A 26,501-nucleotide genomic window follows, 5' to 3' on the forward strand; every position below is an offset into this window, starting at 1 on the left:
TTCCTTGGTACACCGCCTGGGACTCGAACCCAGAACCCTCTGATTAAGAGTCAGATGCTCTGCCAGTTGAGCTAGCGGTGCGCAACGATGTTTTACTGTAGTCCCGCACAGGCACTTCGCGCAAATTGATCGGGCACATTTCCGCTGTGAACTGGGGCACCACTGGTGGGTGTGGGTTGCGGTGCGGGCTGGGGCGCCGGTGTGGGAGGGCCGCGAGGCGCCGGGGTGGACGCGAGGCGAGGGGTGGCGTCGCGAATCGTGTGACGGCGTCATGTGACGCGGACTTACCCCGTTGTCGCGCGCCGGAGCGGCAAATCCATTAGAATCGCAGGCGTGGCTCAACCAAAAGTTTTTCTAGCGACCTCCGAGAATCTGCCCAACCTGTCCGAGGACGAGCAGGGCCTTCCCGATGCCTTGCGCGATCGCGGGATTGAACCCGTGGTGGCCGTCTGGTCCGACCCGTCGGTCAACTGGGGGCAATCCGACCTCACCGTGGTACGCTCCGTGCGCGACTACGCCAAGGCGCCCAAGCAGTTCATGAAGTGGGCCTACTCGGTGCCGCGCATCGCTAACTCGGCGAAGACCATGGAATGGAACATGGACAAGCACTACATGCAGGCACTGGAGAAGCTGGGGTTGCCCGTCATCCCCACCGTCTGGCTCGAGCCCGAGCAGCGCCTGTCCAAGCAGCAGATCCACTCCCGCTTCCCCTCCTACGGTGACTTCGTCATCAAGCCCGCGGTGTCATCGGGCGGGCGAGGCACCGGGCGCTACACCGCCACTGACGCCACCTCCCGCGGCGAAGCCATCCTCCACGCCCAGTACGAGCTCAACGCCGGACGCTCCGTCATGGTCCAGCGCTACCTGGAGGACATCGACGTGGCCGGAGAGACCTCGCTTGTGTACCTCAACGGGCTGGCCTCCTACCAGGTGGAAAAGGATCCGATGCTCCACCCGCGCTACCGCAACACCAGTGAGGCCGGGGTGGTGGAGGAAGTCGTGCGCGCCACTGAGGCCTCCGAGGAGACTTGGCGCTGGGGCGAACGAATCCGCCGCGCCCTGCACGCCCACATCAAGAACATGTCCGGCCGCGACGAACTCCTCCTGTTCAACCGGGTGGACCTGGTGCGCGGTGCGCCGGACTCCGAGGAAGAGTTCTACGTCATGGAAGTCTCGCTCATCGACGGCCAGCTCTACCTGTCCCAGGACGAGGACCACCTCACCCGCTTCGCCGACGCCATCCAAATGCGCGCCTTCTGGTGATGTGCTTCACCGCTGCCGTTTAGGCGGGGTGGGGCCTGGCTTGATATAGTTTCAATTCGTTGCCGCGGCGAAAGCCAACGCGCATGGTGGCTGTAGCTCAGTGGTAGAGCACCTGGTTGTGGTCCAGGGGGTCGCGGGTTCAATCCCCGTCAGCCACCCCATACAAAACCCGGGAATCTCAACGAAAAGTGAGAAACCGGGGTTCTTTCTTTCCCCGCCGTGCAACCAACGTGCAACCATGAAACCAAAACCGTGAGTGTTGTCGTCCTCGTCGTCCCGCTCACCCTCGTGGTCGCCCTTGACGCCGCCGGTAGAGCCTAGGCGCCCTACATTCCAAGCCGGGGCGGCATCGACGAACTCACCGACGACGACAGCGGCGGATTAAAGAAAACTGGACGTTTTCGGGGCGATCTCCTCATATAAGAAGATCGGCCCGAAAACGTCCAAAATATTCTAATCCGGGGCCGGAGTGGCTACTTATCGGCGGCCCGGTCCCGAGTCAGGTCCGCCAGGATTTCCTTGGTGGCGGCCCGGGACTCCTCGGTGCTCGGCCCTTCGCCGGCGGGCATGAGGATGGCCCGGTAGTAGCGCAGTTCGTCGATGGAGTCGTAGATGTCGCCGAGCGCGGTGTGGTTGCCGGTCTTCTCGGGGGAGGCGAAGTACACGCGCGGGAACCAGCGCTTGGCGAGCTCCTTGATGGAGGACACGTCGATCACCCGGTAGTGCAGGTGGTCGACCAGCAGGGGCATGTCGCGGGCGAGGAAGGTGCGGTCGGTGCCAACCGAGTTCCCGCCGAGCGGGGCCTTGCGCCCTTCGGGTACGAAGCGCTTGACGTAGGCCAACACCTGCTCTTCGGCGTCGGCCATATTGAGCCCGCCGTCCCACTCGTCGATGAGGCCGGTGACAGTGTGCATGTTGCGGACGAAGGGATCCATTTGGGCTACGGCCTGCTCGGAGGGTTTCATCACCAGGCGAAGGCCGGCGTCGAGCGGGTTGAGCTGGGCGTCCGTGACAACCACGGCGATTTCTACCAGCGAGTCGACCTCGAGATCGAGGCCCGTCATTTCACAGTCAATCCAGACAATTGGCGTGTCGTTATTCATGCTCACGCACCCATTCTAGCAAGCGCCCCCAGCAGGACTCGAACCTGCGACACATGGCTTAGAAGGCCACTGCTCTATCCGCTGAGCTATGGAGGCAATCAGTTTATGATACCGCCGGCGCCGGCGAGCGGGTCAAATGGCGGGGAGCCCAATCGATATTTAGGTCCTTTTGGGACACAATAGAGGTGTGAGTACTCCAGCATTTTCCCGTGCCAGTTTGGCTGGCCTCGTCACGCGCACGATCGACGAGCTTCGCAAGGTCGAGCTGCCGTTGGAGATGCCGGGGGCGCGGGAGTTGATGGAGTCGCGTCGGCAGTTGCTGACCCAGCTGGAGAGCCGGATCTTGCCGCATCTGCATTCGGATGAGCTCCCGGCGGTGATCGTGTTTGGCGGTTCGTCGGGGGCGGGTAAGTCCACGCTGGTCAATTCGTTGATCGGCCGGGAGGTGTCGCCAGCGTCGGTGCTGCGCCCCACGACGCGCACGCCCGTCATGATTATGCACCCCAGCGATTTTCCGAAGATGGAGAGCCACGCGCTTGCCAAGATGGGCAAGTATGAGCCGGTGGACTCGGGCATTGAGGGCATCGTGATTGTGGACGCGCCGGACCTCGATTCGGTGGACGACGCCAACCGCGCCCTATCTTCGCGCCTCATCGACGCGGCAGACCTGTGGGTATTCGTCACCACAGCCTCCCGTTACGGCGACGCCGTGGCATGGGACACGCTCCAGGTAGCTAATGCGCGCGGGGTGACGTGTGCGGTGGTGCTGGACCGGGTGCCGGCGTCGGCGCTGTCGGTGGTGCGGCGCGACCTGGCCGAGCGCATGGGCCGGATGGGCTTGGCAGAGAGCCCGCTGTTTATTGTTCCCGACGCCGGGGCGCACGAAGGCCTGCTGCCCGAGGAGTACGTGGCGGATTTGCGTCAGTGGCTGGAGGTGGTGGCTCGTACGAAGGCAGCCGATTCGTTGGTGGCTCGAACCACGGCCGCGACCCTGCCGCAGTTGCGCCGCGATCTGCTCGTGTTGGCCGACGCGGTGGAGGCCCAGGAGCACGCGCTGACTGACCTCAAAGATAAGGCGGTTGAGGGCGCCCACGCCCCGCTGGAGAAGCTGGCCACGAACATCGAGCATGGCCGGTTTGGGCAGGGAGCGCCGACCACGTCATGGCTGTCGCTGGCGTCGACGGGCGGGCCGCTGGCGGGCATGGTGGCGGGCCGCAAGCCGAATGTGTTCGGCCGTCGTAGTGGAACGCGCGACCGGGCGATGACCACGGTTTTTGACGCGGTGGCCACCTCGGTGGGCGTGGCGCTCACGCAAGGTTTGACGGCCGCGCGGGCGAACGTGGATCAGGCGTGGGCGTTCGACGTCGTCAACACCTCCGACCTGCGTCAGCGCGCGAACGAGCGGCTGGACCTGGATGCGATCGCGCAGCGCGCGGTGGACGCATGGAAGGCTGACCTGCTGGCCAAGTACGTGCCGGATAACCCGTGGCTGGGCAAGTCGGGGCAGGCGGCGCTGCTGGGTGCGGCGGCCGCCGGCATTTCGGGTGCGCGCAAAGCGGCGGAGAATCTTGGGGCGAAGGCTGAGGTGCGGGAGGCGCGTGAGGACCTGTCGGCCCGGGTGCGGGGCGCGATGGATGAGCTGGTAGCCGCCTATACCGGCGTCGTGAACGAGATAGATGTGGGGGACGCGGCCTCGCTGCGGTTGCGCGCCACCGAGTTTTTACACCGATAGGGGATGTATGGATCGCCAGGCAGATGAAGAGGTCATTGGGCGGCTGAAGGCATTGCAACGCGCGGTGGGTGCGGGCGGGCCCTACTTCGACCAGTTTGTGGCCAACCGCGCCCAGGACGATCTGCGCCGCGCCCAGGAGCGGATGCGGCTCGGGCTGGACACCACGGTGGCGGTGCTGGTGGGTGGCACGGGTTCGGGCAAGTCGACCATGTTTAACGCGATCACGGAGCTGGATTTCGCGGACTCGGGTGATATTCGTCCGACGACGGAGCGGGCGGCCGCCTGCACGTTCGACGTGGACGCGAGCGAGTTGCTCGACTACCTTCAGGTGGATCCGGACCGCCGGATTGAGCATTCGTCGATCTTGACGGTGGGCAATGACCGGCTGGACGGGCTGGTGCTGCTCGATTTGCCGGACCATGATTCGGTGGCGCTCGCGCACTCGGCGCAGGTGGATCGCCTGCTGCCGATGGCGGACCTGCTGATCTGGATTGTGGATCCGCAAAAGTACGCGGACGAGGTGCTGCACAAGGGCTTCTTCGAGACGTTGGGTGGACGGCAGGAGGCGATGGTCGTGGTGATGAACCAGATCGACCGCGTGCCGGCTGACCAGCGCGCTACCCTGCTCGGCGACCTGCGTTCCCTGCTCGACCGTGACGGCCTGACCGAGGTGCCGATCCTTGGGGCGTCGGCGCTGACGGGGGAGGGCGTGGACGCGGTGCGTGACCTGCTGGCCCGGGCCGTGGCTGGCCAGTCCTTCAACGCGCGCACGGCCGCCGCTGAGCTCGACGCAATCGCGGGCCGCCTGCGGGCCAACGTGGGCCGGGAGGAGCCGGACGTGGACGGGCAGGCCGTGGCCGATATCAATGACAGGATCGTGCGTTCTTCGGGCATCCCGTCGGTGGTGGAGTCGATCCGGGTGTCGGGCCAGTCTTACCAGGCGTCCGCGCTGGTGGTGCCTGAGCAGCCGGCGAATACGATGGTGCACGCAATACGCGACGCGTGGGTGGCGCACGTGCGTACCGGCCTGCCACCCGTGTGGCAGGAGGCCGTGACGAGCGCGGTGTCGCCCGCTGATCGCTTCCGCCGCGCGCTGGGTGCGGCTATTCGCACGACGCCGTTGCCGGACATCTCCCGCACCCCGGCTTTCGCTGGGCTCGTTGGGGGAGTGGCTCTCGCGGTGGGGGCCGTGGTGTTTGCGGTGCTTGGCGCGATGGGCACTGGGGTGACGATCGGCGTCGTGGCGGGCGGTGTGGTGCTGGGCTTGCTGGTGGCGTGGCTGGGCAAGAGCGCGGTGGTGCGGAGCGCGGCGCGCGCGGCCGCGGCCTACGAGCGCAACGTGCGTGAGGCCGTGGGCGAGGCAACCGAGGAGCATTTGGTTGCCGGCCCGCGCGAGATCCTCTCCCAGCACCGGCAAACGCGCGAGGCACTTGATTCCGAGGTGTTCGCGGGCACGGCGTAAAAGCGCGGGATTACGCGAAAAAAGTTCTCCACAGGTCGCGTTCGTGGCTGCGTGACCCCATTTTCGGGGTAGTCCGAAAACGCGGCGTCGCGGAAATTGGCAAAGTCGGAAGTGCCACTTTCCAGCAATGAAGGAGAACTGATGAACGACACCATTGTCACCATCCGCGGATGGGTGGGAGGCGTGCCACGCCACTATGACCCAGAAGGAAACGAGGCTATGCCCGTGACCTTCCTCAACGTGGGCGTGACCCCACGCTACTATTCTCGCGTCCACAGCGAATACAAGGAGGGTGTGACCACCTGGTACTCCGTGCGGTGCTATGGGCGCCTGGCGAAGAACGCCGCCGGCTGCCTGAGCAAGGGAACGCCGGTGCTCGTGCGCGGCAGGCTGAGCCAGCGCGAATGGGTTGACGCCAGCGGGGTGGTCCACTCATCGTTCGACGTGAATGCCGACTCGATCGGGGTGGAGATCTCCACCGGTGTTGCTAACTACGTCAAGGTGCTGAAGAACCCGCCGGGCGACATGCGAGACGATCGATGGCGGACCGAGCCGAAGGGCGAGGGTGCCGAGGGCGAGGCGGGCGCCGATGGCGAAATGGGCGGCAGTGAGCCGGGCGCTGACGTCGTCGACATCGCCGGGCTCGACCAAGACGCGTTCGAGGCGGACGATGTCGACGCAGACGACGCCGCCCTCGAGGCCGAGCTGGAGGAGGACGAGCTGGTGTAGACGCGGCGGGCTCGCGCCGGGTGATCAAAAGCCCAGGCGCGGGCTTTTGCCGCCCGGGGAGGATAAATTAGGCTTGAGCTAGTATCCAAGACGACTATGGGAGTACTGTGGCTGAGTTTATTTATCAGATGATCAAGGCCCGCAAGACGGTGGGCGACAAGGTCATCCTGGACGACGTGACGATGGCGTTCTACCCCGGTGCGAAGATCGGCATGGTGGGCCCCAACGGTGCAGGTAAGTCCACGATTTTGAAGATCATGGCCGGACTCGACCAGCCTTCCAACGGTGAGGCCCGGCTCTCGCCCGGCTACACGGTGGGAATCCTCCTGCAGGAGCCGCCGCTGACCGAGGATAAGACGGTGCTCGAGAACGTCCAGGAGGGCGTGGCTGACATCCTGGCCAAGGTCGAACGCTTCAACGCGATCGGCATGGAGATGGCCGAGCCGGACGCGGACTTTGACGCGCTCATGGATGAGATGGGCAAGCTCCAGCAGGAGATCGACGCGGCGAACGGCTGGGATATTGACGCCCAGTTGCAGCAGTCGATGGACGCGCTACGCTGCCCGCCGCCGGACACGCCGGTCAACGTGCTCTCGGGTGGCGAGCGCCGCCGCGTGGCGCTGTGCAAGCTCCTGCTCGAGGCGCCGGACCTGCTGCTGCTCGACGAGCCGACCAACCACCTGGACGCCGAGTCGGTGCTCTGGCTCGAACAGCACCTGGTGAAGTACCCCGGTGCGGTCATCGCCATTACACACGACCGCTACTTCCTGGACAACATGGCCGAGTGGATCGCGGAGGTGGACCGCGGCAAGCTCTACCCGTACGAGGGCAACTACTCTACCTACCTGGAAACGAAGGCCCAGCGCATCAAAGTCCAGGGCCAGAAGGATGCCAAGCTTCAAAAGCGCCTGAAGGAGGAACTGGAGTGGGTGCGCTCCTCGGCGAAGGGCCGCCAGGCGAAGTCGAAGGCGCGTCTGCAGCGCTACGAGGAGATGGCTGCCGAGGCCGAGCGCACGCGCAAACTCGACTTCGAGGAGATCCAGATCCCGCCGGGGCCGCGCCTGGGCAACCTAGTGATCGACGCGAAGAAGCTGAAGAAGGGCTTCGGGGAGCGCGTGCTCATCCAGGACCTGTCCTTCAACCTGCCGCGTAACGGGATCGTGGGCATCATTGGCCCGAACGGCGTGGGTAAGACCACCCTGTTCAAGACCATCGTGGGCCTCGAGCCACTGGACGAGGGAGAGCTGCGCATCGGCGAAACGGTCAAGCTGTCGTACGTCGATCAGACGCGCGCCGGCATTGACCCGGACAAGACGCTGTGGGAGGTCGTCTCTGACGGGCTGGACTACATCCAGGTGGGCAACGTGGAGATGCCCTCGCGCGCCTACGTCTCGGCGTTCGGTTTCAAGGGTGCCGACCAGCAGAAGAAGGCCGGCATCCTCTCCGGTGGCGAGCGCAACCGCCTCAACCTGGCCCTCACCCTCAAGCAGGGCGGCAACGTGATCCTGCTCGACGAGCCGACCAACGACCTCGACGTCGAAACTCTTGGCTCGCTCGAAAACGCGCTACTCGACTTCCCGGGCTGTGCCGTGGTCATCACCCACGACCGCTGGTTCCTCGACCGCGTGGCCACCCACATCCTGGCCTGGGAGGGCACGGAGGAGGAGCCCTACAACTGGTACTGGTTCGAGGGCAACTTCGAATCCTATGAGAAGAACAAGGTCGAGCGCCTGGGGATCGACGCCTCGCGCCCCGCGTCCTCGACCTACCGCAAGTTCAAGCGCGACTAGCCTTTGCTCCTGCGGTTTTCCGCAGGGTGCGCCTACGACGCCGTCAGCACCGGTTTCGACGTGAGCCGGGCTGACGGCGTCGTTGGCTATGCGCCACGAACGCGGCGGGAGCACATAGCGTCAGAAGCGCGCACGCTAGGAGCGCGGCCCTACGCGGCTGCGCTGCGGGAGCGGACCATACCCTCCTGGGACATCGTGGCCACGTGCTTGCCGTCTTGGAAGAAGCGCGCGAGGCTCAGGCCGCGCCCGCCCTGGGCGGAGGGCGAGGTGAGTTCGGCGAGGATCCAGTTCGACATGTTGACGTCGCGGTGCCACCAGATCGAGTGGTCGAGCGTGGCGAGCGACAGGTTGGGGCTCATCCAGAACAGGCCATGGCGGCGCAGGACGGGTTCGAGCATGAACTGGTCGGTGGAGTAGGCCAGCAGGGCCCGGTGCATGAACTGGGATGCCTCGGGCATCGGGTTGCGCAGGCGGAACCAGATGAGGGTGCGGTCGGTGCGCGCGCTCGCGGGCTTGACCCAGATCGGGCCGTCGACATGGCGGAGGTCGGTGGCGTTGGTGGAGTTCATGATCCGGCCCACGGGGTTGTCCATGTTGGCGAAGTAGTCGGCGGAGGAGGGTAGGGATTCGGGGGCGGGCGCGTCGGGCATGGGCGTTTCGTGTTCCATGCCGTCCTGGACCTCTTGGAACGACGCGCGGGCCGTGAGGATCGTCTTGCCGTTTTGGGAGGCGTGGACGCGGCGCGTGGAAAATGAGCGGCCGTCGAGGACCTCTTCCACGTCGAGCTGGGTGGGAACATCGAGCTTTCCGGGGCGGAGGAAGGCCGCGGTGATGGAATGGATTTGGCGGCCGAGGTACTCGTCGGCCACGGTGGCATGCGCGGCCACAACTGCCTGGGCGAAGACCTGCCCGCCGTACACGCGCCCGGAGACCTGGTTGAGGTTCGTCCCCTCGTAGGAGCCGGGTTCGCGTTCTTTCATCTTCAGCGTGCGAAGCACGGAGGACAGCGGCTCGTCGTTGGTCTCAGGCACGGGCAGATATGGCATTTTTCCTCGCTTTCGCAGTGGCGGACGCGGTCATGTACCCATCCTACTCTTCGGTAACTTTGCAAACTACTTTTACGCTTTCGTCAAAGAATTGTGATCTGGCTAAACTTGGGCCTAGCACAAAGAAGGAGATGCAATGTCGCATGAGGTAAACCGAGACCTGCTGAAGGCCCTGGCTGAGGGCTACGGGGTGGCGCTCGATTTTTGGGATTTCGATGGTAACTTCCGGGAAGTGTCTACCTCGACCTTGATCTCTGTCCTCGCCGCGATGGGCGTGGATGCCTCGAGCGACGAGTCGATCCGCGCTGAGCTCAAGGCACGCGACGAGCGGCCGTGGCGGCGGGTTCTGCCGCACTGCACGATCGCGCGCGATGACCGGGAAACCACCTTCCAGGTCCACGTGCCCCACGGGTGCTCGGTGCAGGTGGAGATCATTGTGGAGGGCGGCGGCACGATCGGTGCCCGCCAGATCGATGACTGGGAGCTGCCTCGCGACATCGACGGTGTCCTGACCGGCCAGGCCTCCTTCGTGGTGCCCGTGGGTACGCCGCTGGGTTATCACAAGCTACGCGCGCGGGTGATGGACGGTGGGGAAGAGCGCGTGGAGGAGGCGAGCCTCATCGTTACCCCCACCCGTCTCGACGTCGAATCACGGCTTCGCGGGCGCGCCTGGGGCATGATGGCCCAGCTGTACTCCACGCGTTCGCGCCAGTCGTGGGGCATTGGGGACGCGGCGGACTTGGCCGAGATGGGCTCGCTGTTTGGCGAGCTCGGCGCCGACTTCCTGCTGGTCAACCCCCTGCACGCGGCCGAGCCGATCGAGCCGATGTCACCCTCGCCCTACCTGCCGGTGACCAGGCGCTTCTTCAACCCCGTCTACATCCGGCCCGAGGACATCCGCGAGGTCGCCTACCTGTCTGGCCCCGAGCGGTCGCTGGTGACGTGGGCGAGTGAGAACGTGAAGAAGATGTCGCTGGAGAACGAGCTCATCGAGCGCGACGCCGCCTGGAAGGCCAAGCGTGAGGCGCTCGACGTGATCTTCGCAGCCGGGCGCTCCCAGGCCCGCCAGCGCGACTTCGACCGCTTCCGCGAGATGGAGGGCCAAGGCCTGGAGGACTTTGCGCTGTGGTGTGCACTGGTGGAGAAGTACGGGGATGAGTTCCCCGACCAGCTGCGCGACATCAACTCCCCGCACGTGGCGCGCGAGCGCCGCGAGCTTGCGGACCGCGTGGACTTTTGGGCGTGGCTGCAGTGGGTGATGGACGAGCAGCTGAGCCGAGCGCAAAACGAATCGCGAGCGGCCGGCATGCGGATCGGCGTCTCGCATGACTTGGCCGTGGGCGTTCACCCCAAGGGCGCCGACGTGTGGATGCTCCCGGACGCCTTCGCCAGGGGGATCGGGGTTGGTGCCCCGCCGGACATGTACAACCAGCAGGGCCAGAACTGGTCCCAGCCACCGTGGCGCCCCGACTCGCTCGAGGAGATGAGCTACGCCCCGCTGCGCGACATGGCCCGCACGGTCATGCGCCACGCCGGGCTGCTGCGCGTGGATCACATCATGGGCCTGTTCCGGTTGTGGTGGATCCCCGAGGGCTCGGCGCCCACCGAGGGCACGTACGTGCGCTTCAATCATGAGGCGATGGTGGGCGTGCTGCTGCTCGAGGCGCACCGTGCCGGTGTGGTCGTGGTGGGCGAGGACCTTGGCACCGTGGAGCCGTGGGTGCGCGAGTACCTGCGCGAGCGCGGGATCTTCGGCACGTCCGTGTTTTGGTTTGAAAAGGACGAGGGCGGCTGGCCGATCCACCCGCAGGACTTCCGCTCGGACGCGATGGTGTCGGTGGACACGCACGACCTGCCACCGGCCGCCAGCTACCTGGCCGGCGAGCACGTGGACCTGCGCGAGAGCCTCGGCCTGCTCGTCAAGCCTGTGGAGGAGATGCGCGCCGAGGCGCGCGAGGAGCGAGATCGGGTCATGGCCCGCCTGCGCGAACACGGCCTGATCGGGGAGGACCCCTCGGAGCGCGAGGTGGTGGAGGCCCTGCACGCGTACATCGTGCGCACGCCCGCCCCGATCCTGCAGGTGTCGCTGGTCAATGCCGTGGGCGAGCGCCGGGCCCAGAACCAGCCGGGCACCGACCAGGAGTATCCCAACTGGCGCCTGCCGCTTGCGGACGGAACCGAGCAGGTGGTGCTCGTGGAGGAGCTGGCCACGAACCCGCGCCTGCAGTCGCTCGTCGCCAGGCTCAACCAGGAACTGGAGAGCACTCGCTAGTGGACCTAGATGAGCTCCTCGCCGCGGTGGGCGGGGCTGAGAACGTACGCAAGGTGGATATGGCCCTGGCCCGCATCCGCGTGGGCGTAGTGGACAAGGACCTGGTGGACAAGCCACGCCTGGAGCGGATGGGCGCGATCGGCGTGGTGGTCCAACGGCGAGCCGTGCAGCTCATCTTCGGCCCGGAGGCCGAGCAGATCGGCATGGACCTGGCCCGGCGCCTCTTCGGCGAGCCCGAGGAGTAGCGGCCCGGCCGGGGTCAGAGGCGGTGGTCGTACATGCCGATCGCCTGCATGAGGGCGAACATGGTCACGGGGCCGACGAACGTGAAGCCCAGCCGCTTGAGTTCCTTGGCGAGCTCGGCTGACTTCGGCGATCGGCCCGCATCCGGCCCCTCCCCATACGGGTCGTCTGGCGCGAAAGACCACACGAGCTCGGCGAGCGACTGGCCTGCCTCCTCCAACGCCACGGTGGCCTTCGCGTTCGTGATCGCTGCCCGGATCTTGCGCTCGTTGCGGATGATGGCCGGGTCGGCGAGGAGGCGCTCGACGTCGTCCTCGGTGAAAGCGGCCACGACGCCGGGGTCGAAGCCGGCAAAGGCCTGTCGGAAGGCCGGGCGCTTGCGCAACACGGTCTCCCACGAGAGTCCCGACTGGAAGCCCTCGAGCACGATGCGCTCGAATATCTCGGCAGAGTCGGTGACGGGAAAGCCCCACTCCTGGTCGTAGTAGTCGCGCAGGAGGTCGGATGTGTTAGCCCATGAGGGTCGTATCTGGTTCATGGTGACATCCTACGAAAACCCGCAAGCCTAACCCGCCGATAATGCGTGGATTGTGGATGCGGGCCCCGCATCCACAATCCACGGACAACTTCCTGGCGTGAGGGTAGCAAAAACGCGCGGGTGTGAATCGCCGCACCCGCGCGCTTCGGTACCGTGCCACCAGCTTCGGTGCTCAAGTCGTGCGCCGGCCGGGCCCGTGTCAGCTAGGCCGAACGCGCGGCGTCGCAGGCCTGGGCCGCCGCGGCCCGCTGGGCGTTGCTCAGCCGCTCTAAGACCATGCGGCGCAGCGCCGGGGCCGCCTCCGCGTTCTCGTCCAGCCACTGCTGGGTGCGCGCCACGAGGTCCACCCCGAGGTCCAGCCCGTTGAGCGGGGCGGGGTAGACGAGGCTGACGAAGTTCTGCGAGAACTCAAGCGTCCGGTTCTCCCACTGGTTGAGGATCTCACCGAAGAAGCGCTCCACGTACGGCACGAGCAGCTCCGGATTGCCCTCGGTGAAGCCCCATCCCAGCGCGCGCTGCACGGAGTTCGAGGTCTTGCCGCCCACGATGTCCTCCCATGCGCGCTCCTTGGCGCCCGCGTCCGAGATCGACGCCCGGGCACGGGCCGCCCCCGCCGCTCCCGACGCCGTGTTGTCACGCTCGGCCAGCTCGGCGGCGATGGTTGCCTCATCCACGCGCCCAGCCGCGGCCAGGCGGCGCAAAATGACCCAGCGGAAGTTGGCATCCACGGCCAGCCCGGCCGGGACGTTGTCGTCAGACAGCCACCCGGCCACGAGGTCGAGCTGGCTGTCCCCGCTCATAGTGACGGCGGCCATCGCGATCTGAAGCTGGCGATCGGAGGCAGGCTCGGTGGTGGCGAGGATCTCGAATAGGCGCGCGGCCACCTTTTCCTTGAGCTCCGGTCGGTTCGCCGGCGCGGAGTATAGCTCAGTGGCGGTCTGCAGCTGGGAGAGCAGGTAGCGCAGCACCGTGCCGTGGTCCTCGGTCTCGAGAGCACGCAGGGCGAGCTCCACGTAGTCGGTGGCGGGCAGCTCGGCGTCGCGGCACATGTCCCACATGGAAGCGAGCACGAGCGTGCGCGGGAGGCGATCGGTGAAGGCGTTGATGTGATCGCGCGCCGTGGCGGCCGACCGTTCGTCGAGGCGCACCTTGGCGTAGGCGAGGTCGCCGTCGTTGATAAGGAAGAGGTCGGGGCGGCGGGTGCCCGCCAGCTCGGCCACCTCGGTCAGCTCCCCGTCGATGTCGAGCTCAACGTTCACCACGCGCTCGAGCTTACCGCCCTCCAGGGCATACCCGCCGACCCCGATGCGGTGCGGGCGCAGCGAGGCGTGCTCGTCGCATGTCTGGCGGATAGCGAACCGCGTGATCGTCTCCCCGTCGGCCTCGATCACCGGGGTGAGCGTGTTGATACCGGCCTCCTCGAGCCACAGCTTCGACCAGGCCTTGAGGTCGCGCCCGGAGGCGGCCTCGAGTTCCACCAACAGATCCTCCAACGTGGCGTTGCCCCACGCCTTCTTCTTCAGGTAGCGTGAGACGCCGGTCATGAACTCGTTGTAGCCCACGTAGGCCACGAGCTGCTGGAACACGGAGGCGCCCTTGCCGTACGTGATGCCGTCAAAGTTGACCATTACGTCCTCCAGGTCGCGGATCTCGGCCGAGATCGGATGCGTGGAGGGCAGCTGGTCCTGGGCCTGCGCCCACACCTTCTCCGAGGCGTTAAACGTTACCCATGCGTCCGTCCAGCGCGTGTTCTTTGCGGTGGCCACGTGGCTCATGAACTCGGCGAACGATTCGTTCAGCCACAGGTCATTCCACCACTTCATCGTCACCAGGTCGCCGAACCACATGTGGGCCAGCTCGTGGATAATCGTGATCGCCCGACGCTCCACCAGGGCGGCGGTGGGGCGGGAGCGGAAGACGTAGTCATCGAGGATGGTCACGCAGCCCGGGTGCTCCATGGCGCCCGCGTTGAACTCGGGCACGAAAATCTGGTCGTACTTGCGGAACGGGTAGGGCACGTCGAACTCGTTTTCGAACACCTCCATGCCCTGGATCGTGATGTCAATGCACTCCTGGGCGTCCAAGTACTCGCCGAGCGAGGCACGGGCGTAGACGCCCATGGGGATGACGCGCCCGTCGGTGGACGTGTAACTGCCCGTGCCACCTACGTACGGGCCGGCCACGATCGCGGTGAGGTAGGTGGAGATGCGCTCGGTGGGGGTGAACTCCCAGCGCGCCACGCCGCCTCCGAGCGGGGTGGGCTCCGGTGTCGGAGATACCGAGAAGACTTTCCAGCTTTCCGGCGCGTCCACCACGAACGTGAACTGGGCCTTGAGGTCGGGCTGCTCGAAGTTGGCATACATGCGCCGCGCGTCGGGCACCTCAAACTGCGAGTACAGGTAGACCTGGCCGTCGGCCGGGTCGACGGCGCGGTGCAGGCCCTCGCCCGTGTGCGAGAAGGGGCAAATCGCTTCCACGTACAGCTCGTTGTCCGCCGCCAGGTTCGGCAACGGGATGCGCGAATCGGCGTACGAATCGACGGGCAGTTCCTCGCCGTTGAGGCGGATCGCCAGGACCTCGTCCGCGATGAGGTCGATGAACGACGACGCGCCCGGGGTTGCCGCGAAACGCACGGTGGTGGCCGAGCGGAACGTCTCCTCTCCGGTGAGGTCGAGTTCGACCCGGTAGGTCTCGGTCTGGATGAGGTCCGCGCGCTCGCTCGCTTCGGCGCGGGTCAAGTTGGTGCCGGGCATGGTGTCCTTTCTCTTGCCGGTGCTGGCCTGATATCCAAGGATACTCAGGCGGGCCGCCGCGGCCCAACGCGTCAATTCGCCGCTGGCGTAGCTGTGGAAAGCGTGGGCGCAGAGGGGAAGAATGGGGACATGAGCGACAACGTAGATTTCTGGTTTGACCCGTCCTGCCCGTGGACTTGGATCACCTCCCGGTGGCTCGTGGAGGTTTCCGAGCTTCGCGACCTCAACATCACCTGGCACTCCTTCTCCCTGTGGGAGCTCAACCGCGGCCGCGAGCTCGACCCCGGCTACCGCGCACACATCGACGAGCTGCGCGGCTTCGGCCGCGTCACGATGGGCGTGGAGATCGAGGCGCCCGAGCGGCTCGCGCAGTTTTACACCGTGCTGGGCGCGGCCATCCACAATGAGGGTGCCGACAAGAACGACGCCGCCCTTGCCGCCGCGCTCGCCGCCTCCGGCCTCGATGCCTCCATTCTCGAGCGGGCCAACGCCGGGGAATACGACGAGGCACTCGCCGCCTCCACCCGCGCGGCCCTGGAGAAGGTGGGCGACGACGTCGGCGTACCCATCATCGCGGTTGGCGACACGGCCTTCTTCGGGCCAGTCATGTCGCCCGCCCCACACGGGGAGGAAGCCGCCCGCGCCTGGGACGGCACCCTGGCGCTCGCTAAAACCCCGGGCTTCTTCGAGCTCAAGCGCTCGCGGGATGTGGGGCCGATCTTCGACTAGCCCCGCGCCCGAAGGCGTGTTGGACGCAAGTGAATATGAAGGAGGGGGGGGTTGGCCCGCGGGCCAACCCCCCTCCGCTATCGGCGGCGTACGAATCTGCCTTTCGCCCGCCGGCCAAGCGCTACCAGATCCGCACCCGCTCCTCGGGAGCCAGGTACAGCTCATCACCCTCGACCACGCCGAACTCCTCGGCGAACGCGTCCACGTTCTTCACCACGCCGTTGCAACGGAACTCGGAAGGGGAGTGCGGGTCAATCGCCAGGTAGTTGATGGCGATCTCGTCCCGGCGCTTGTTCTTCCAGATCCGCGCCCAGTTGAGGAACACGCGCTGGCGGCCCGTGAAGCCCTCGATCACCGGGGCGTGCGCGGAGGAGGCGTGACCCTCGCGCTTCATCGCGATGTCGTAGGCCTTGAGCGCAATCGACAGGCCACCAAGGTCGCCAATGTTCTCACCCAGCGTGAGTGCGCCGCTCACATGGTGCGGGGTGCCGACCAGCTGGGCGGGCACGTACACGTCGTACTGGCCCACGAGCGACGCCGTCCGTTTCTCGAACTCCGCCCGGTCCTCGTCCGTCCACCAGTTCTGCAGGCGGCCCTCGCCATCGTACTTCGAACCCTGGTCGTCGAACGCGTGCCCGATCTCGTGGCCAATCACGGCGCCGATTCCGCCGTAGTTGTAGGCCGCGTCCGCCTCGGCGTCGAAGAATGGGGGCTGGAGGATGGCCGCGGGGAACACGATCTCGTTCGCCACCGGGTTGTAGTAGGCGTTGACGGTCTGCGGGTTCATGAACCACTCGTCGCGGTCCACCGGCGTGCCGAGCTTGCCCAGCTGCCAGTCCGAATCGAACTTCTCCGCCGCGCGCACGTTCCCCACCAGGGAATCCGTGATCTCGAGCGCGGAGTAGTCGCGCCACTTGTCCGGGTAGCCGATCTTGGTGACGGTGGTGGCGAGCTTGGCCAGCGCCCGCTCGCGCGTCTCCTCCGTCATCCAGTCGAGCGTGGAGATCGAATAGTGGTAGGCGGCCAGCAGATCATCGACCAGCTGCTCCATGAGTGCCTTGTGGTGGGGCGGGAAGTGGCGCTCCACGTACAGCTTGCCCACGGCCTCGCCCAGCGTGCCGTCAATGAGCGCGACTGCGCGCTTCCAGCGGTCCCGCATCTCCTCAGCACCGTGGAGCACCTTGCCGAAGAAGTTGAAGTTCGCCTGCGCGATATCCTGGCTCAGGTACGGGGCGCGCGCCCGGACGACGTTCCACCGCAGGTACGTCTTCAGCTGCTCCATGTCGGCCGCCGCCCACTCGCGCGCAAAGCCAGCCAGGGCGTCGGGCATCATCACCAGAAGGGTCGGAGCCGCCTCGCGGGTCAGGCCAAGCCCAGAAAACGCCGTCGTCCACCCAAATCCCGGCGCCGCCTCAAGCAACTCATCCCAGGTCAGCACGTTGTTCGTCTTATCCGTGTCACGCGAATCCACCGCGCTCATATGATGGGACGCAAGCCGGGCTTCGACGCCGTAAATCACCTCGGCCGCAGCCTTCGCCTCGGCGTCGTTCGCACCCGTGCCAAGCGCGTAAAGAGTGGGGATGAAGGCCCTAAACTGCTCGCGGAACTGCTCGTACTGCTCCTCGCGGTAGAACGCCTCGTCCGGCAGGCTCAGCCCCGACTGGTAGAGCCAGCAGATGTACTCCGACGGATTGTTGCGGTCCGCCGAGACCTCCAGGCCGAACGGCATCGGCACGCCCACCTGGTACAGGCGCCCAGCCGCGAGCTCCAGCTCCTCCTTGGTGGCAGCCGAGTCGATGAGCGCGAAATCGTCCGCCAGCGGGGACGCGCCCAGGCCGTTGATGCGGCCCTCGTCCATAAACGAGTCGTACAAGACCGCGACCTTGCGCTCCTCATCCCCGGCCTCGCCGGCCTCCGCGTGAGCGACCGCGTCCTGGATGATCTCCCGCACGTTCGCCTCCGCCTCCAGGCGCAGGTCCATGAACCCGCCCGTCTGCGACTGATCCGCCGGGATCTCCGCGCTCGCCAACCACGTACCATTCACAAAACGGAACAGGTCATCCTGCGGGCGAACGGCATGATCCAGGCCGTCGATGATGTTTTTCGTCGTGTTATCCATCCCACCAGTGTATGCGGCGGGCCGGGCCGAAAGCACACCTGCGCAAACTAAAGCCGCCTCACGGCGAAACCGTGCCGGTATACTTGGGACATGCGTATACACATTGCCGCTGATCATGCGGGTTTTGAACTAAGAGAACATCTCATCGAGCACCTGAGTGCCGCGGGGCACGACGTCGTCGACCACGGCTACAAGGAATACGACAAACTGGACGCCTACCCGCCCGTCTGCTTCGCGGCCGGCGAGGCCGTGGTAGCCGAGCCCGGCTCGCTCGGCATCGTCATCGGAGGCTCCGGTAACGGCGAACAGATGGCAGCCAACAAGGTGAGCGGTGTGCGCGCGGCGCTCGTATGGAACGAATCCACCGCCGAACTCGCCCGCGAACATAACAACGCCAACGTCATCTCCCTCGGAGCCCGCCAGCACACGTTGGAAGAGGCCACCCGCTTCGTGGACATCTTCGTTTCCACCGGCTACGACCCGGCCTCGCGCCACCAGTCCCGCATTGAGATGATGAGCGCCTACGAGGCCGGCGAGCGCTAGCGCGCTTCACGACGCCGCCCGGCCGGCTTTCCGCCGGCGCTTCGCGACGCCGCCCGTCTATGCTGAAGGCCCCCGATGTCCGGGGGCCTTCAGCTTGCTCGGGCCACACTCACATGGGATCACAGCCATTTGACCGCGCCCGAGCACGTTAGATGTAGATGGCCGGGTCGATCAGGTGCTCGACGTTGGACTTCTTGCGGGTCTTGGCGGGGATCCCCACCGCGACGTTGCCCGCCGGCACGTCCCGCACCACCACGGCGTTAGCCCCGACAGCGGCGTCGTCGCCAATCTCAATTGGGCCGAGCACCTTCGCGCCCGAACCGATCGTCACCCGGTTGCCCACCGTGGGGTGGCGCTTGCCCGGGCGCATCGACGTGCCGCCGAGCGTGGTGCCGTGGAAAATCACCACGTCCTCGCCCACCTTAGCCGTCTCACCGATGACAACCCCCATGCCGTGGTCGATAAACAGCCGCCGGCCCAGCTTCGCGCCCGGGTGAATCTCAATGCCCGTGATCGCACGCGCCGCCTGCGCGAGCAGGCGGGCCGGGAGCTTGAGGCGGTCGTCCTTGTTCCACATGGCGTGCGCGATGCGGTATGCCCACACTGCATGCACGCCCGGGTAGGTCAGGAAAACCTCGAGCTCGGAGCGGGCCGCCGGGTCGTTATCCACCGCGGCGCGCAGGTCCTCGCGCATCTTCTTCCACAGGCTGGGGTTCGTCATCGTCGTCTCGTCTCAGGTGGCGGGCTGCTAGTCGACCAGGCCCTCGAACAGTGGGGTGGACAGGTAGCGCTCGCCGAAGTCCGGCACAATCGCCACGATCGTCTTACCCGCATTCTCCGGGCGGGCCGCCAGCTCCGCCGCAGCCTTGAGCGCCGCGCCCGAAGAAATACCAACCAGCAGGCCCTCCTCGTGGGCAACCCGGCGCGCCATCGCTACCGCATCCGCGGACGCAACCGGCAGCACCTCGTCGTAAATCTCCGTGTCGAGCACGTCGGGCACGAAATTCGCGCCGATGCCCTGGATGCCGTGCGGGCCGGCCTTGCCCTCGGACAGGAGCGGGGACTCGGCCGGCTCCACCGCCACGATCTTGATGTCCGGGTTTTGCTCGCGCAGGTAGGCGCCCGTGCCCGTCAGTGTGCCGCCCGTGCCGATGCCCGCCACAAAGATGTCAACCTTGCCCTCGGTGGCCTCCCAGATCTCCGGGCCCGTGGTCGCCTTGTGCTTAGCCGGGTTGGCCGGGTTGGCGAACTGCGAGGCCAGGATCGAACCCGGGCGCTGCGCTGCGATCTCCTTCGCGCGATCCACCGCGCCCTGCATGCCCTTCGCCGGCTCGGTCAGCTCCAGCTCCGCACCAAAGCCGCGCAGCAGGGCCCGGCGCTCCTTCGACATCGACGCCGGCATCGTCAGCACCACCTTGTAGCCACGCGCCGCGCCCACCCAGGCCAGCGCAATACCCGTGTTGCCCGACGTCGCCTCCACAATCGTGCCGCCCGGCTTAAGCTGGCCCGACGCCTCCGCCGCGTCAACAATCGCCACGCCAATGCGGTCCTTGACCGAGTTCGCCGGGTTGTAGAACTCGAGCTTGGCCAGGACGCGAGCTTGATCGTCGGAGACGATACGGTTCATACGGACGAGGGGAGTGTTGCCGACCAGTTCAGTTGCGTTGTTGTAAATCATTGTTCTTCCTTCACGAGCGCGCGGCGCTCACACATGTTTTGGTGTTCTGTTAGAAGCTCTTGAGGGGAGCTACCCGAGGTGGCACACATGCCCGAAAAAGAAGGGCACCAAACTACGGCATGCCACCTTACAGACAGTCGCAGCAACACATCGGTGCGGTCATCATCATCAGGACCGTCCTTTCCGAGGTTGCCATGCACACGTCATGTAAGTGAAAGTTCAACGGTTTCAGTTTACTTTTTTCGGGCCGACAGTCAACGTGGGGTTCACCATGTGGGCAACGTCCCAGCCGGCACATCCCTCACGACGACGCCGACCACCTCCACCTGCGCCGCCCCCGCGCTCAGTTCCGCCACGTCCTCGGCGAAACCCTGGCCGGCCGCCACGTCAATGTGCGCGCGGGTGGGGCCGTACTCCGTGCCCACCACGTCGAAGCCGCGCCCGCGCAGGTCCGCCTCCAACTTGCCCGCCGTAGCGTGCATGGCAGTCACCCGCATGAGCGGGCGCGTGATCCGGCGGGTGACCGGCTCGCCCGACAGCACCTCTCGCACCGCATCCGAATACGCCCGCACCAGCCCACCCGTGCCCAGCAGCGTGCCGCCGAAGTAACGCACCACAACCACTGCAACGTCCATCAACTCATTACCCGTGAGAACGTCAAGCATCGGCCGGCCCGCGGTGCCGGACGGTTCGCCGTCGTCGGAAGAATGAAGGATCGGCTGGGCGCTCGGCACCGACACCACGTAAGCCGAGCAATGGTGGCGGGCGTCGGGGAACTCGGCGCGGGCGTCCGCAAGCAGGGCGCGAGCCTCCTCGGCCGAGGCGGCTGGGCGGGAGAGCGCGATGAACCGGGAGCGCTTGATCTCAATTTCAGCGCGGCCGGGGCGGGTCAGGCGAAGTTCGGTCATGACGCTATTATTGCAGTGTTTCGTAGCACAGTTGCCCCACCCTATGTAGCTTTCGGCGCCCGGGGTGGGTAATATCGAACGTTGTCTGCTCGGAGGCGCGCCTCCGAATGAAGGGGTGGCCACGCGGCCACATGAGTATTGAAAGGAGCGGAAGGACATGGCAGTTCCCAAGCGAAAGATGTCCCGTAGCAACACCCGCTCTCGCCGCTCCCAGTGGAAGGCTGAGCTGACCGAGCTCCAGCCCGTTCGCGTTGGTGGCGTTGAGAAGCGCATCCCCCGTCGTCTGGCGAAGGCCGCGCAGAAGGGTCTTGTGGACTAAGGCTTAACAAAATGGGGCCCTCCGGGGCCCCATTTTTTGTGCCCGCCGGGGGGGGGCGGTCACATTACTCCCAATGTTCTCAATTGTTACACTCGTCCCAGCTCCGACTGGCAGCTGGGTGAGGTCTCACCTTGTAGCCCGCTCTTGCCGGGACGATTTGGGCCGCGAAGTGTCGGTTGTCATGGATGTCAGCCGACTCGGCGGCAGGGGTGGCGGCCGCTGGCGTGGTAGCAGGCGGAGTTTGTTACGGTCCGGTAGGCTGCTGGTGCCGGTGCGACCGGCACCAGCAGCCAGGGAGGCGAGATGTCCACAGCCCACGTCCCATTCAGCCGAGAGGCGACCATGACGCCCGCGACCGCCCGCGCCTACGGGCAATTCGTAGGAGCCGAGCTCACCCACTTGCCGCCCATGGCCTTCCACAACCTGTGCTTTCCCACCACGGTCCGCACCCTACGTGCGCGGTCTGTGCCGGCGCCGCTACTTGGAATGGTCCATGAGTCGCTGGCGTGGGAGGTCCTCCGCCCGTTGCAGGTGGGGGAGCGGGCGCGAGTCTCGTCGCAGGTAACGGGCATGGAGCTGGTGGAGGCGGGTCTCGCGGTGGAGGTGACGTCCATGGTGGCGATCGGCCCGACTGTTCATTATGTCGAGCGTGCGCGCTACCTTTCGCGCAACCCCAAGAAGAGCGCGGCAGAATCCGTGGGCGGCCAGCTCGCCGATTGGGAAGCCCCCGCCGTGCCCGACCTGCGCGCCGAGCACGGCACCCGCGCCGGCGTGCTGCCGGTGGACGGCCCGACGCTGGCCACCTTCACGCTCCCCGCCCCGACGGGCCGGCGCTGGGCCCGCATCTCCGGCGATGCTAACCCCATCCACCTCTCGCGGGTCACAGCCGCCCCTTTTGGCTTCTCGGCCGCGATCGCTCACGGCGCCGCCCTGGAGGCACTCGCTCATGCGGCCCTCGGGCTTGACGACACGGCGCCCGCTTCTGGCGCGAGCCGCTTCCGCGCGCCCACCACCCTCCCCAATAAGATTGAGCTCGTGGCGGTGGGGGAGTCGTGGGCGCTGGTTGAGCAGCGCACCGGCCGCGACCTCGTCCACCTCGCCGCCCGCCCGGCCGCTCCACCCGAGATCCCACCCAGCCGCGTCTTCCTACCACGCCTTGACTCCAAGGTGAGCACCACCGCGCTCGGCCGGCGTGCCTTCGCCGCCGCGGCGGCCGCTGACCCCGAGGCCGTCGCCGCCATCGACTCGGTCAAGAACTGGCGCAAGGGCTACGCGGCGGCGGTCGTCCGGGTAACTGCCCTCGACAACCCCGCCCTCGGCCCCGACGCCGCCCGCCGTGCCCTCGTCTACCTCGGCTGCGCGGTCAGTACCGTGGGCGGAACCGCGCTCGCGGACCTTGAGCCGACCACCGCCCCGACCACCGAACCCGGTCCAGCCGCTGAACCCGGCCAGTCCACCGCGGCCGACAACCCCGCCCTCACCATCCCACTCCGCGGCGCCCGCCTCACGGGCCCGGCCCTCCGCGCCCAGATCGAGTCCTGGCGTTTGGCCGGCGTGCTGACCGACACCGCGGCGGCTCGCATCCTTGCCGTCGCCGATAACCCCGATTGGCTCGACCTGTCCGACCTCACCTTCTCCGTCCTCGGCGCCGGCGCCGAGCTCGCCCCCACACGCTTCCTCCTCAAGCACGGCGCGAACGTGGCCGGGGTCGTGCGCCCGGGCCCGCGCCGCACCAAGCTCGAAGCCGACGCCCGCGCCCTGCCCGGCGCCCTCACGCTGTCGCCGCCCGAGGCGTCCGACATCGTCGCCGACCCGGCCGCGGTCGCAGGCTGGATGCTGGGCGAGCGCCCGGACGTCGTCGTCGAAACACTGTACGCGCCTGGGGCGGACTTCCTGCTGCTGGCGCTCGCGGCGGACGCGGTGGAGCGCATGATCGCCGAACGTAGCCCGGCGCTGATGGCGTGGTATGGCTCGCCGTCGGACGCGTACGTGCTCGGGGGAGAGGTCTTCAACGGGATCATCGACCTGCAGGGGCCGAACTACATCCTGGCCAAGCGCATCGGCCGCTGGCGCGCCACGGACCTTGCCGCGCGCGGGCATCGCGTGTCCTACAACGTGGCCCCAATGGCCGAAACCGCCTCGGTGCTGAGCTCGGCCACGTTGCGCGCCGCCTACCGCGGAATGGCGCGTATGGGACTTTCGTCGCTACCAGCGAACACGACGTCGGCGATCATGGGCGCCCTCCTCGTCTGGGATGCCCGAAACACCCCCGTGACCTCGGAAAACTTCCTCACGGAGGCGGCGGCGCCGTCGGGAATCTGGAGCCAGAAACGCCCACCAAACGAGCTGATGAAGCGTGCGGTGCTACGCGGCGCCGGTGCATTTGTGTCCAAAGCGGTAAAATCGGAAGTGCCTCAAGAGTAAGGAGTGACATGTCCAAGACCATTGCTACTGCCGCAGCGCTCATGCTTGCGCTCGTGGGCTGCTCGCAGTCCGACGACACCCCGTATGCAAACACTTCCGAGTCGAGCGCCGAGGCCACGGCCACCGACAACACCACGACCGACGACGCCGAGGCCACCGACGACACCACGACAGACGACGCGACCAATGCCGACGCCAACACGCCAGTCACCACCGAAGCTGAAGGTGACATGATCCGCCACACGCTGGCCAACGGCCGCATCTCCATTGCGGTCCCTGCGGCCTGGGGCGAGCCGGAGGAATCGACCGAGGAAGCGCCCGTGTCGATCTTCAACGAGGACACCACCGCCTTCGCGGCCGTGACGGAGATCGGCCCAGCGGCCCTCGTGCCGGACGAAGAGGCCTACATCGAGGCGCTTGAGAACAACCTCGGCTTGGAAAAGGGTGAGGTGGAGGACAAGGGTGAGGTCCAGCTCAATGGGGGCTCGGCTCACCGCTACGATATGACGGTGTCCGGTTTGGGCGCCCAGATTTACGCGGTCCAGGTGGACGGCGTTGCGTATGAGATCACGCTCATGGGCACCGACGCCGAGGCGGGGAGCCTGAAGGCGATTCTCGACTCGGTCCTCATCAAGTAATCGAATAATCTGGTAGACAGCCCGCGCCCTTGCGGGCGCTGTCTCACGAAAGGTCCGCCCATGCGCAAGCTTGCCACCACCGCCCTCGTCTTCCTCCTGGCCGGGTGCGGGGCGGGGCAAGCGAGTGAGGCGGCGTCGTCGGCGGGGCCCTCGTCGTCTGTGGATGCAAGCCCGACGACGCCGGGGCCCGCGCCCGAACCCACCGAGACAACGGCCGAGCCCTCGGACCTGAGTACGCAGCGGGAGGGGGAGAACATCATCTACCGCTTCGCGGAGGGAAAGTTCTCGCTCGTGGCGCCGACCAATTGGACGCCGGTGGTGGAAAGCTCGCGGGCGTTCCCCGTGGCGCTGGCCAGTGAGGATGGTAGCGAGCGGGTGGTCGTGGGCGAGATCGGGCCCGCGGACCTGGCGCCTGGCATGGAGGCCTACGCGGGCCTACTGGCAGAGCGGCTCGGGCTGGACGCCGAACAGGTGGTCTACCTAGGGCAGGACTACCTGGGAGTGGCGCTGGTCCCCGCGTTCCAGGTGGTAGGCGAGGGGTACGTTGCCCGCGTGTACCTGGCCACGCTCAACGGCACCCTGTACGAGGTGAGCATTCGCGGCGCCGACGACGCGGCGCTACAGCAGGCGCTGGGTATCGCGGCGTCGGTAGAGATCTCGTAGGCCACTAAAGATTTGCGGGACGTTTTCGGCCTCATCTGCACATATACGCAGATGAGGCCGAAAACGTCCCGGATATTTGTGCTGGCGCGGGGCGAATGGGTGGAGGAGTGGGTGGAAATTGGGCGCAGTCGTTTGCTCGCGTTTTTGGCGGGGAGACTCTATATTGCGCGACAAATGAATGGCCAATGAATGACCAATGAGGGACAACCGAATGGGCAGCGCCTGGATCGTTCACAACGCCGACGCTCACTTTTCGTTGATGTGCCACGGTTTTCTGGTAGTCGGGCTAGCGGGATTTGAACCCACGACCTTCCGCTCCCAAAGCGGACGCGCTACCAACCTGCGCTATAGCCCGTAGCCGAATGGCCTTCGTCAATCTTAAAGGAGCTGGCCGTGTTAGACGAATCAGCCCCGATGAGCATCATCTCACGGGGTGAAGCTTTTGAGAAACTTGGCGGGCTTGCTAAGATCGACGGGTCACTTATGGTGATACGCGAGTGTAGCTTAATGGTAAAGCCTCTGCCTTCCAAGCAGATGACGCGGGTTCGATTCCCGTCACTCGCTCCACTTAGACGTCGGATTTGATAAGTACCCTTTTACGTTAGCGAGTATCGCTTAGGGGGTGTGAAAAATCGCTTGCGCTAGCGGGTTTGGGTTTTGCGTTACCTAGTATCGTGTTTTCCCTGTTCGAGTAGGGTTTCGAGGTTTAACTCGCTAACGGATGGCAGGTGACGTTCGCTGAAGTGCCCCAGGTTTTCCCACCTACTCAAACGGAAGAAAATCTGGGGCACTTCACCTTGGTGGTGACTCCGCCATCGCTCTTGTTGGGCATTGCTATAGGCGGCTGACATGTGGTCGGCGTGGTGGCTAGTCAGTGATCAGACTCGTTATCTTCGCCTGGGACGTGTACGAAGAATTGCGAGGAGATTGCAAGTAGTTCGCGCATAAGTTCGTATTGGCCACCGTGCATGTTCCAGATTTCATCTTCGCCTGCGGCTTCTGGTCGTTCGTAGATCGACGAGGTGGTGTTGACGTCGGCTAGCCATCCGTTGTCGTAGTAGTCCATGAGCGGTTTCATGGTTTCGTTGAACGCTTTGATGGATTGGAGCCCTTCGCATGCTTTCTCATAGGAGGCGCGGGATTTCATCAGATTGTCTTGGGCTACGTTGAGCCGTGCAAGGCTCGCCTGCTGCTCTGGCGTGTAGTTCGATTCTGCTGTGTTGTCGTTCATATATTCAGTGTGACACAAGCTGTAGGTGTCTGGTGCTAAATGTATGGTGCTGTTTCGTGTCGTTCGCTTTAAACGGGGTGTGGTGAAGTGTCCCAGGTTTTCTTCTGTTTGAGTGGATGGGAGAATCTGGATTATGTCGAAGGGATTTGATTAGGAAGCGAAAGAGCAGATTGTTCGTCTGGTGGAGGATCTGGAGTGGCCTAAGAATTAGGCCCACTCGGTTTAAGTGTTGACCGTGTTTTCTTGTTTCCATTGTTCCGCGTATTTCCGTGGGCTGAGGTAGCCGAGTGAGGAATGCGGATGGAAGTTATTGTAACG

The 26,501-nt window shown here is 65.6% G+C and carries 22 protein-coding genes and 5 tRNA genes; 15 read left to right on the plus strand and 12 right to left on the minus strand.

Features of this window, described 5'->3' with window-relative positions; genetic code table 11:
• Positions 1 to 5: 5 nt before the first annotated feature.
• Positions 6 to 81, minus strand: a tRNA-Lys gene (locus AQZ59_RS08350).
• Positions 82 to 333: 252 nt separating this feature from the next.
• Between AQZ59_RS08350 and AQZ59_RS08355 the strand changes: the two genes are divergently transcribed.
• The gene (locus tag AQZ59_RS08355) at positions 334 to 1,263 is read left to right on the plus strand and encodes an ATP-grasp domain-containing protein (RefSeq protein WP_062614205.1); all 930 of its coding nucleotides are present in this window, start codon (positions 334 to 336) and stop codon (positions 1,261 to 1,263) included.
• Between the two features lie 86 nt (positions 1,264 to 1,349).
• Positions 1,350 to 1,424, plus strand: a tRNA-His gene (locus AQZ59_RS08360).
• Between the two features lie 312 nt (positions 1,425 to 1,736).
• Here the strand turns inward: AQZ59_RS08360 and orn are convergent.
• Both orn and AQZ59_RS08370 read right to left on the minus strand, forming a co-directional pair.
• Positions 1,737 to 2,366, minus strand: a complete 630-nt coding sequence (orn, locus tag AQZ59_RS08365) for an oligoribonuclease (RefSeq protein WP_062614206.1) — start codon at positions 2,364 to 2,366, stop codon at positions 1,737 to 1,739.
• 23 nt (positions 2,367 to 2,389) lie between these two features.
• Positions 2,390 to 2,462: transfer RNA gene (locus tag AQZ59_RS08370), tRNA-Arg, on the minus strand.
• 91 nt (positions 2,463 to 2,553) lie between these two features.
• Between AQZ59_RS08370 and AQZ59_RS08375 the strand changes: the two genes are divergently transcribed.
• The 4 genes from AQZ59_RS08375 (at position 2,554) to ettA (ending at position 8,079) form a co-directional block, all read left to right on the plus strand.
• A complete protein-coding gene (locus AQZ59_RS08375) occupies positions 2,554 to 4,098 on the plus strand; it encodes a dynamin family protein (protein WP_152994742.1) in 1,545 nt (514 codons plus the stop codon).
• Between the two features lie 7 nt (positions 4,099 to 4,105).
• On the plus strand, positions 4,106 to 5,560 hold the full coding sequence (locus tag AQZ59_RS08380; protein ID WP_062614208.1) for a GTPase: 1,455 nt from the start codon (positions 4,106 to 4,108) through the stop codon (positions 5,558 to 5,560).
• A gap of 141 nt (positions 5,561 to 5,701) precedes the next feature.
• Positions 5,702 to 6,289, plus strand: a complete 588-nt coding sequence (locus tag AQZ59_RS08385) for a single-stranded DNA-binding protein (protein WP_062614209.1) — start codon at positions 5,702 to 5,704, stop codon at positions 6,287 to 6,289.
• A gap of 107 nt (positions 6,290 to 6,396) precedes the next feature.
• The gene (gene ettA, locus AQZ59_RS08390; protein ID WP_062614210.1) at positions 6,397 to 8,079 is read left to right on the plus strand and encodes an energy-dependent translational throttle protein EttA; all 1,683 of its coding nucleotides are present in this window, start codon (positions 6,397 to 6,399) and stop codon (positions 8,077 to 8,079) included.
• Between the two features lie 149 nt (positions 8,080 to 8,228).
• Here the strand turns inward: ettA and AQZ59_RS08395 are convergent, their stop codons facing one another.
• A complete protein-coding gene (locus AQZ59_RS08395; RefSeq protein ID WP_236698702.1) occupies positions 8,229 to 9,110 on the minus strand; it encodes an acyl-CoA thioesterase in 882 nt (293 codons plus the stop codon).
• Between the two features lie 151 nt (positions 9,111 to 9,261).
• Here AQZ59_RS08395 and malQ point away from each other — a divergent pair, with 151 nt between their 5' ends.
• Both malQ and AQZ59_RS08405 read left to right on the plus strand, forming a co-directional pair.
• Complete coding sequence (malQ, locus tag AQZ59_RS08400; protein WP_062614212.1) at positions 9,262 to 11,397, plus strand: 4-alpha-glucanotransferase; 2,136 nt, start codon at positions 9,262 to 9,264, stop codon at positions 11,395 to 11,397.
• Positions 11,397 to 11,642, plus strand: coding sequence for a glucose PTS transporter subunit EIIB (locus AQZ59_RS08405; RefSeq protein ID WP_062614213.1), 246 nt, complete (start codon positions 11,397 to 11,399; stop codon positions 11,640 to 11,642). Before malQ ends, AQZ59_RS08405 begins: the two co-directional genes overlap by 1 nt.
• 14 nt (positions 11,643 to 11,656) lie before the next feature.
• Here the strand turns inward: AQZ59_RS08405 and AQZ59_RS08410 are convergent, their stop codons facing one another.
• Together AQZ59_RS08410 and pepN are read right to left on the minus strand one after the other, a co-directional pair.
• Positions 11,657 to 12,178 (minus strand): DNA-3-methyladenine glycosylase I, encoded by a 522-nt coding sequence (locus AQZ59_RS08410; protein ID WP_062614214.1) that lies wholly within the window; start codon positions 12,176 to 12,178, stop codon positions 11,657 to 11,659.
• A 203-nt stretch (positions 12,179 to 12,381) separates the two neighbouring features.
• The gene (gene pepN, locus AQZ59_RS08415; RefSeq protein ID WP_062614215.1) at positions 12,382 to 14,931 is read right to left on the minus strand and encodes an aminopeptidase N; all 2,550 of its coding nucleotides are present in this window, start codon (positions 14,929 to 14,931) and stop codon (positions 12,382 to 12,384) included.
• A 129-nt stretch (positions 14,932 to 15,060) separates the two neighbouring features.
• Here pepN and AQZ59_RS08420 point away from each other — a divergent pair, with 129 nt between their 5' ends.
• Complete coding sequence (locus AQZ59_RS08420) at positions 15,061 to 15,660, plus strand: mycothiol-dependent nitroreductase Rv2466c family protein (RefSeq protein WP_062614216.1); 600 nt, start codon at positions 15,061 to 15,063, stop codon at positions 15,658 to 15,660.
• Between the two features lie 121 nt (positions 15,661 to 15,781).
• Here AQZ59_RS08420 and AQZ59_RS08425 read toward each other — a convergent pair whose 3' ends face one another.
• Positions 15,782 to 17,779, minus strand: coding sequence for a M13 family metallopeptidase (locus AQZ59_RS08425; protein WP_062614217.1), 1,998 nt, complete (start codon positions 17,777 to 17,779; stop codon positions 15,782 to 15,784).
• Between the two features lie 90 nt (positions 17,780 to 17,869).
• On the opposite strand from AQZ59_RS08425, the gene AQZ59_RS08430 reads away from it, so the two are divergent.
• Entirely contained in the window at positions 17,870 to 18,322 is a 453-nt protein-coding gene (locus tag AQZ59_RS08430) for a ribose-5-phosphate isomerase (protein ID WP_062614218.1), read from the plus strand.
• Positions 18,323 to 18,470: 148 nt separating this feature from the next.
• On the opposite strand, the gene epsC is transcribed toward AQZ59_RS08430, so the two are convergent.
• The 3 genes from epsC to AQZ59_RS08445 form a co-directional block, all read right to left on the minus strand.
• Positions 18,471 to 19,043, minus strand: a complete 573-nt coding sequence (gene epsC, locus AQZ59_RS08435; protein ID WP_062614219.1) for a serine O-acetyltransferase EpsC — start codon at positions 19,041 to 19,043, stop codon at positions 18,471 to 18,473.
• 27 nt (positions 19,044 to 19,070) lie between these two features.
• Positions 19,071 to 20,000, minus strand: coding sequence for a cysteine synthase A (gene cysK / locus AQZ59_RS08440; RefSeq protein ID WP_062614220.1), 930 nt, complete (start codon positions 19,998 to 20,000; stop codon positions 19,071 to 19,073).
• Between the two features lie 266 nt (positions 20,001 to 20,266).
• Positions 20,267 to 20,908: an IMPACT family protein gene (locus AQZ59_RS08445; protein ID WP_062614221.1), complete on the minus strand. Its 642-nt coding sequence runs from the start codon at positions 20,906 to 20,908 to the stop codon at positions 20,267 to 20,269.
• A gap of 157 nt (positions 20,909 to 21,065) precedes the next feature.
• Between AQZ59_RS08445 and rpmF the strand changes: the two genes are divergently transcribed.
• The 4 genes from rpmF (at position 21,066) to AQZ59_RS08465 (ending at position 24,952) form a co-directional block, all read left to right on the plus strand.
• Complete coding sequence (rpmF, locus tag AQZ59_RS08450) at positions 21,066 to 21,227, plus strand: 50S ribosomal protein L32 (RefSeq protein WP_062614222.1); 162 nt, start codon at positions 21,066 to 21,068, stop codon at positions 21,225 to 21,227.
• A gap of 303 nt (positions 21,228 to 21,530) precedes the next feature.
• Positions 21,531 to 23,651 carry a MaoC/PaaZ C-terminal domain-containing protein gene (locus AQZ59_RS08455; RefSeq protein WP_152994744.1) on the plus strand — a complete coding sequence of 707 codons (2,121 nt, stop codon included), beginning with the start codon at positions 21,531 to 21,533 and terminating at the stop codon, positions 23,649 to 23,651.
• A gap of 8 nt (positions 23,652 to 23,659) precedes the next feature.
• Positions 23,660 to 24,289: a hypothetical protein gene (locus tag AQZ59_RS09615; protein ID WP_062614224.1), complete on the plus strand. Its 630-nt coding sequence runs from the start codon at positions 23,660 to 23,662 to the stop codon at positions 24,287 to 24,289.
• 60 nt (positions 24,290 to 24,349) lie between these two features.
• Entirely contained in the window at positions 24,350 to 24,952 is a 603-nt protein-coding gene (locus AQZ59_RS08465; protein ID WP_062614225.1) for a hypothetical protein, read from the plus strand.
• A gap of 281 nt (positions 24,953 to 25,233) precedes the next feature.
• On the opposite strand, the gene AQZ59_RS08470 is transcribed toward AQZ59_RS08465, so the two are convergent.
• Positions 25,234 to 25,307 (minus strand) — tRNA-Pro (locus AQZ59_RS08470).
• 138 nt (positions 25,308 to 25,445) lie between these two features.
• On the opposite strand from AQZ59_RS08470, the gene AQZ59_RS08475 reads away from it, so the two are divergent.
• A tRNA-Gly gene (locus AQZ59_RS08475) sits at positions 25,446 to 25,519 on the plus strand.
• A 304-nt stretch (positions 25,520 to 25,823) separates the two neighbouring features.
• Here AQZ59_RS08475 and AQZ59_RS08480 read toward each other — a convergent pair.
• On the minus strand, positions 25,824 to 26,183 hold the full coding sequence (locus AQZ59_RS08480; protein ID WP_068539229.1) for a hypothetical protein: 360 nt from the start codon (positions 26,181 to 26,183) through the stop codon (positions 25,824 to 25,826).
• Positions 26,184 to 26,501: the final 318 nt, after the last annotated feature.

Origin of the sequence: Trueperella bernardiae, from assembly GCF_001469025.1 — a bacterium.
Taxonomy (GTDB): Bacteria; Actinomycetota; Actinomycetes; order Actinomycetales; family Actinomycetaceae; genus Trueperella; species Trueperella bernardiae.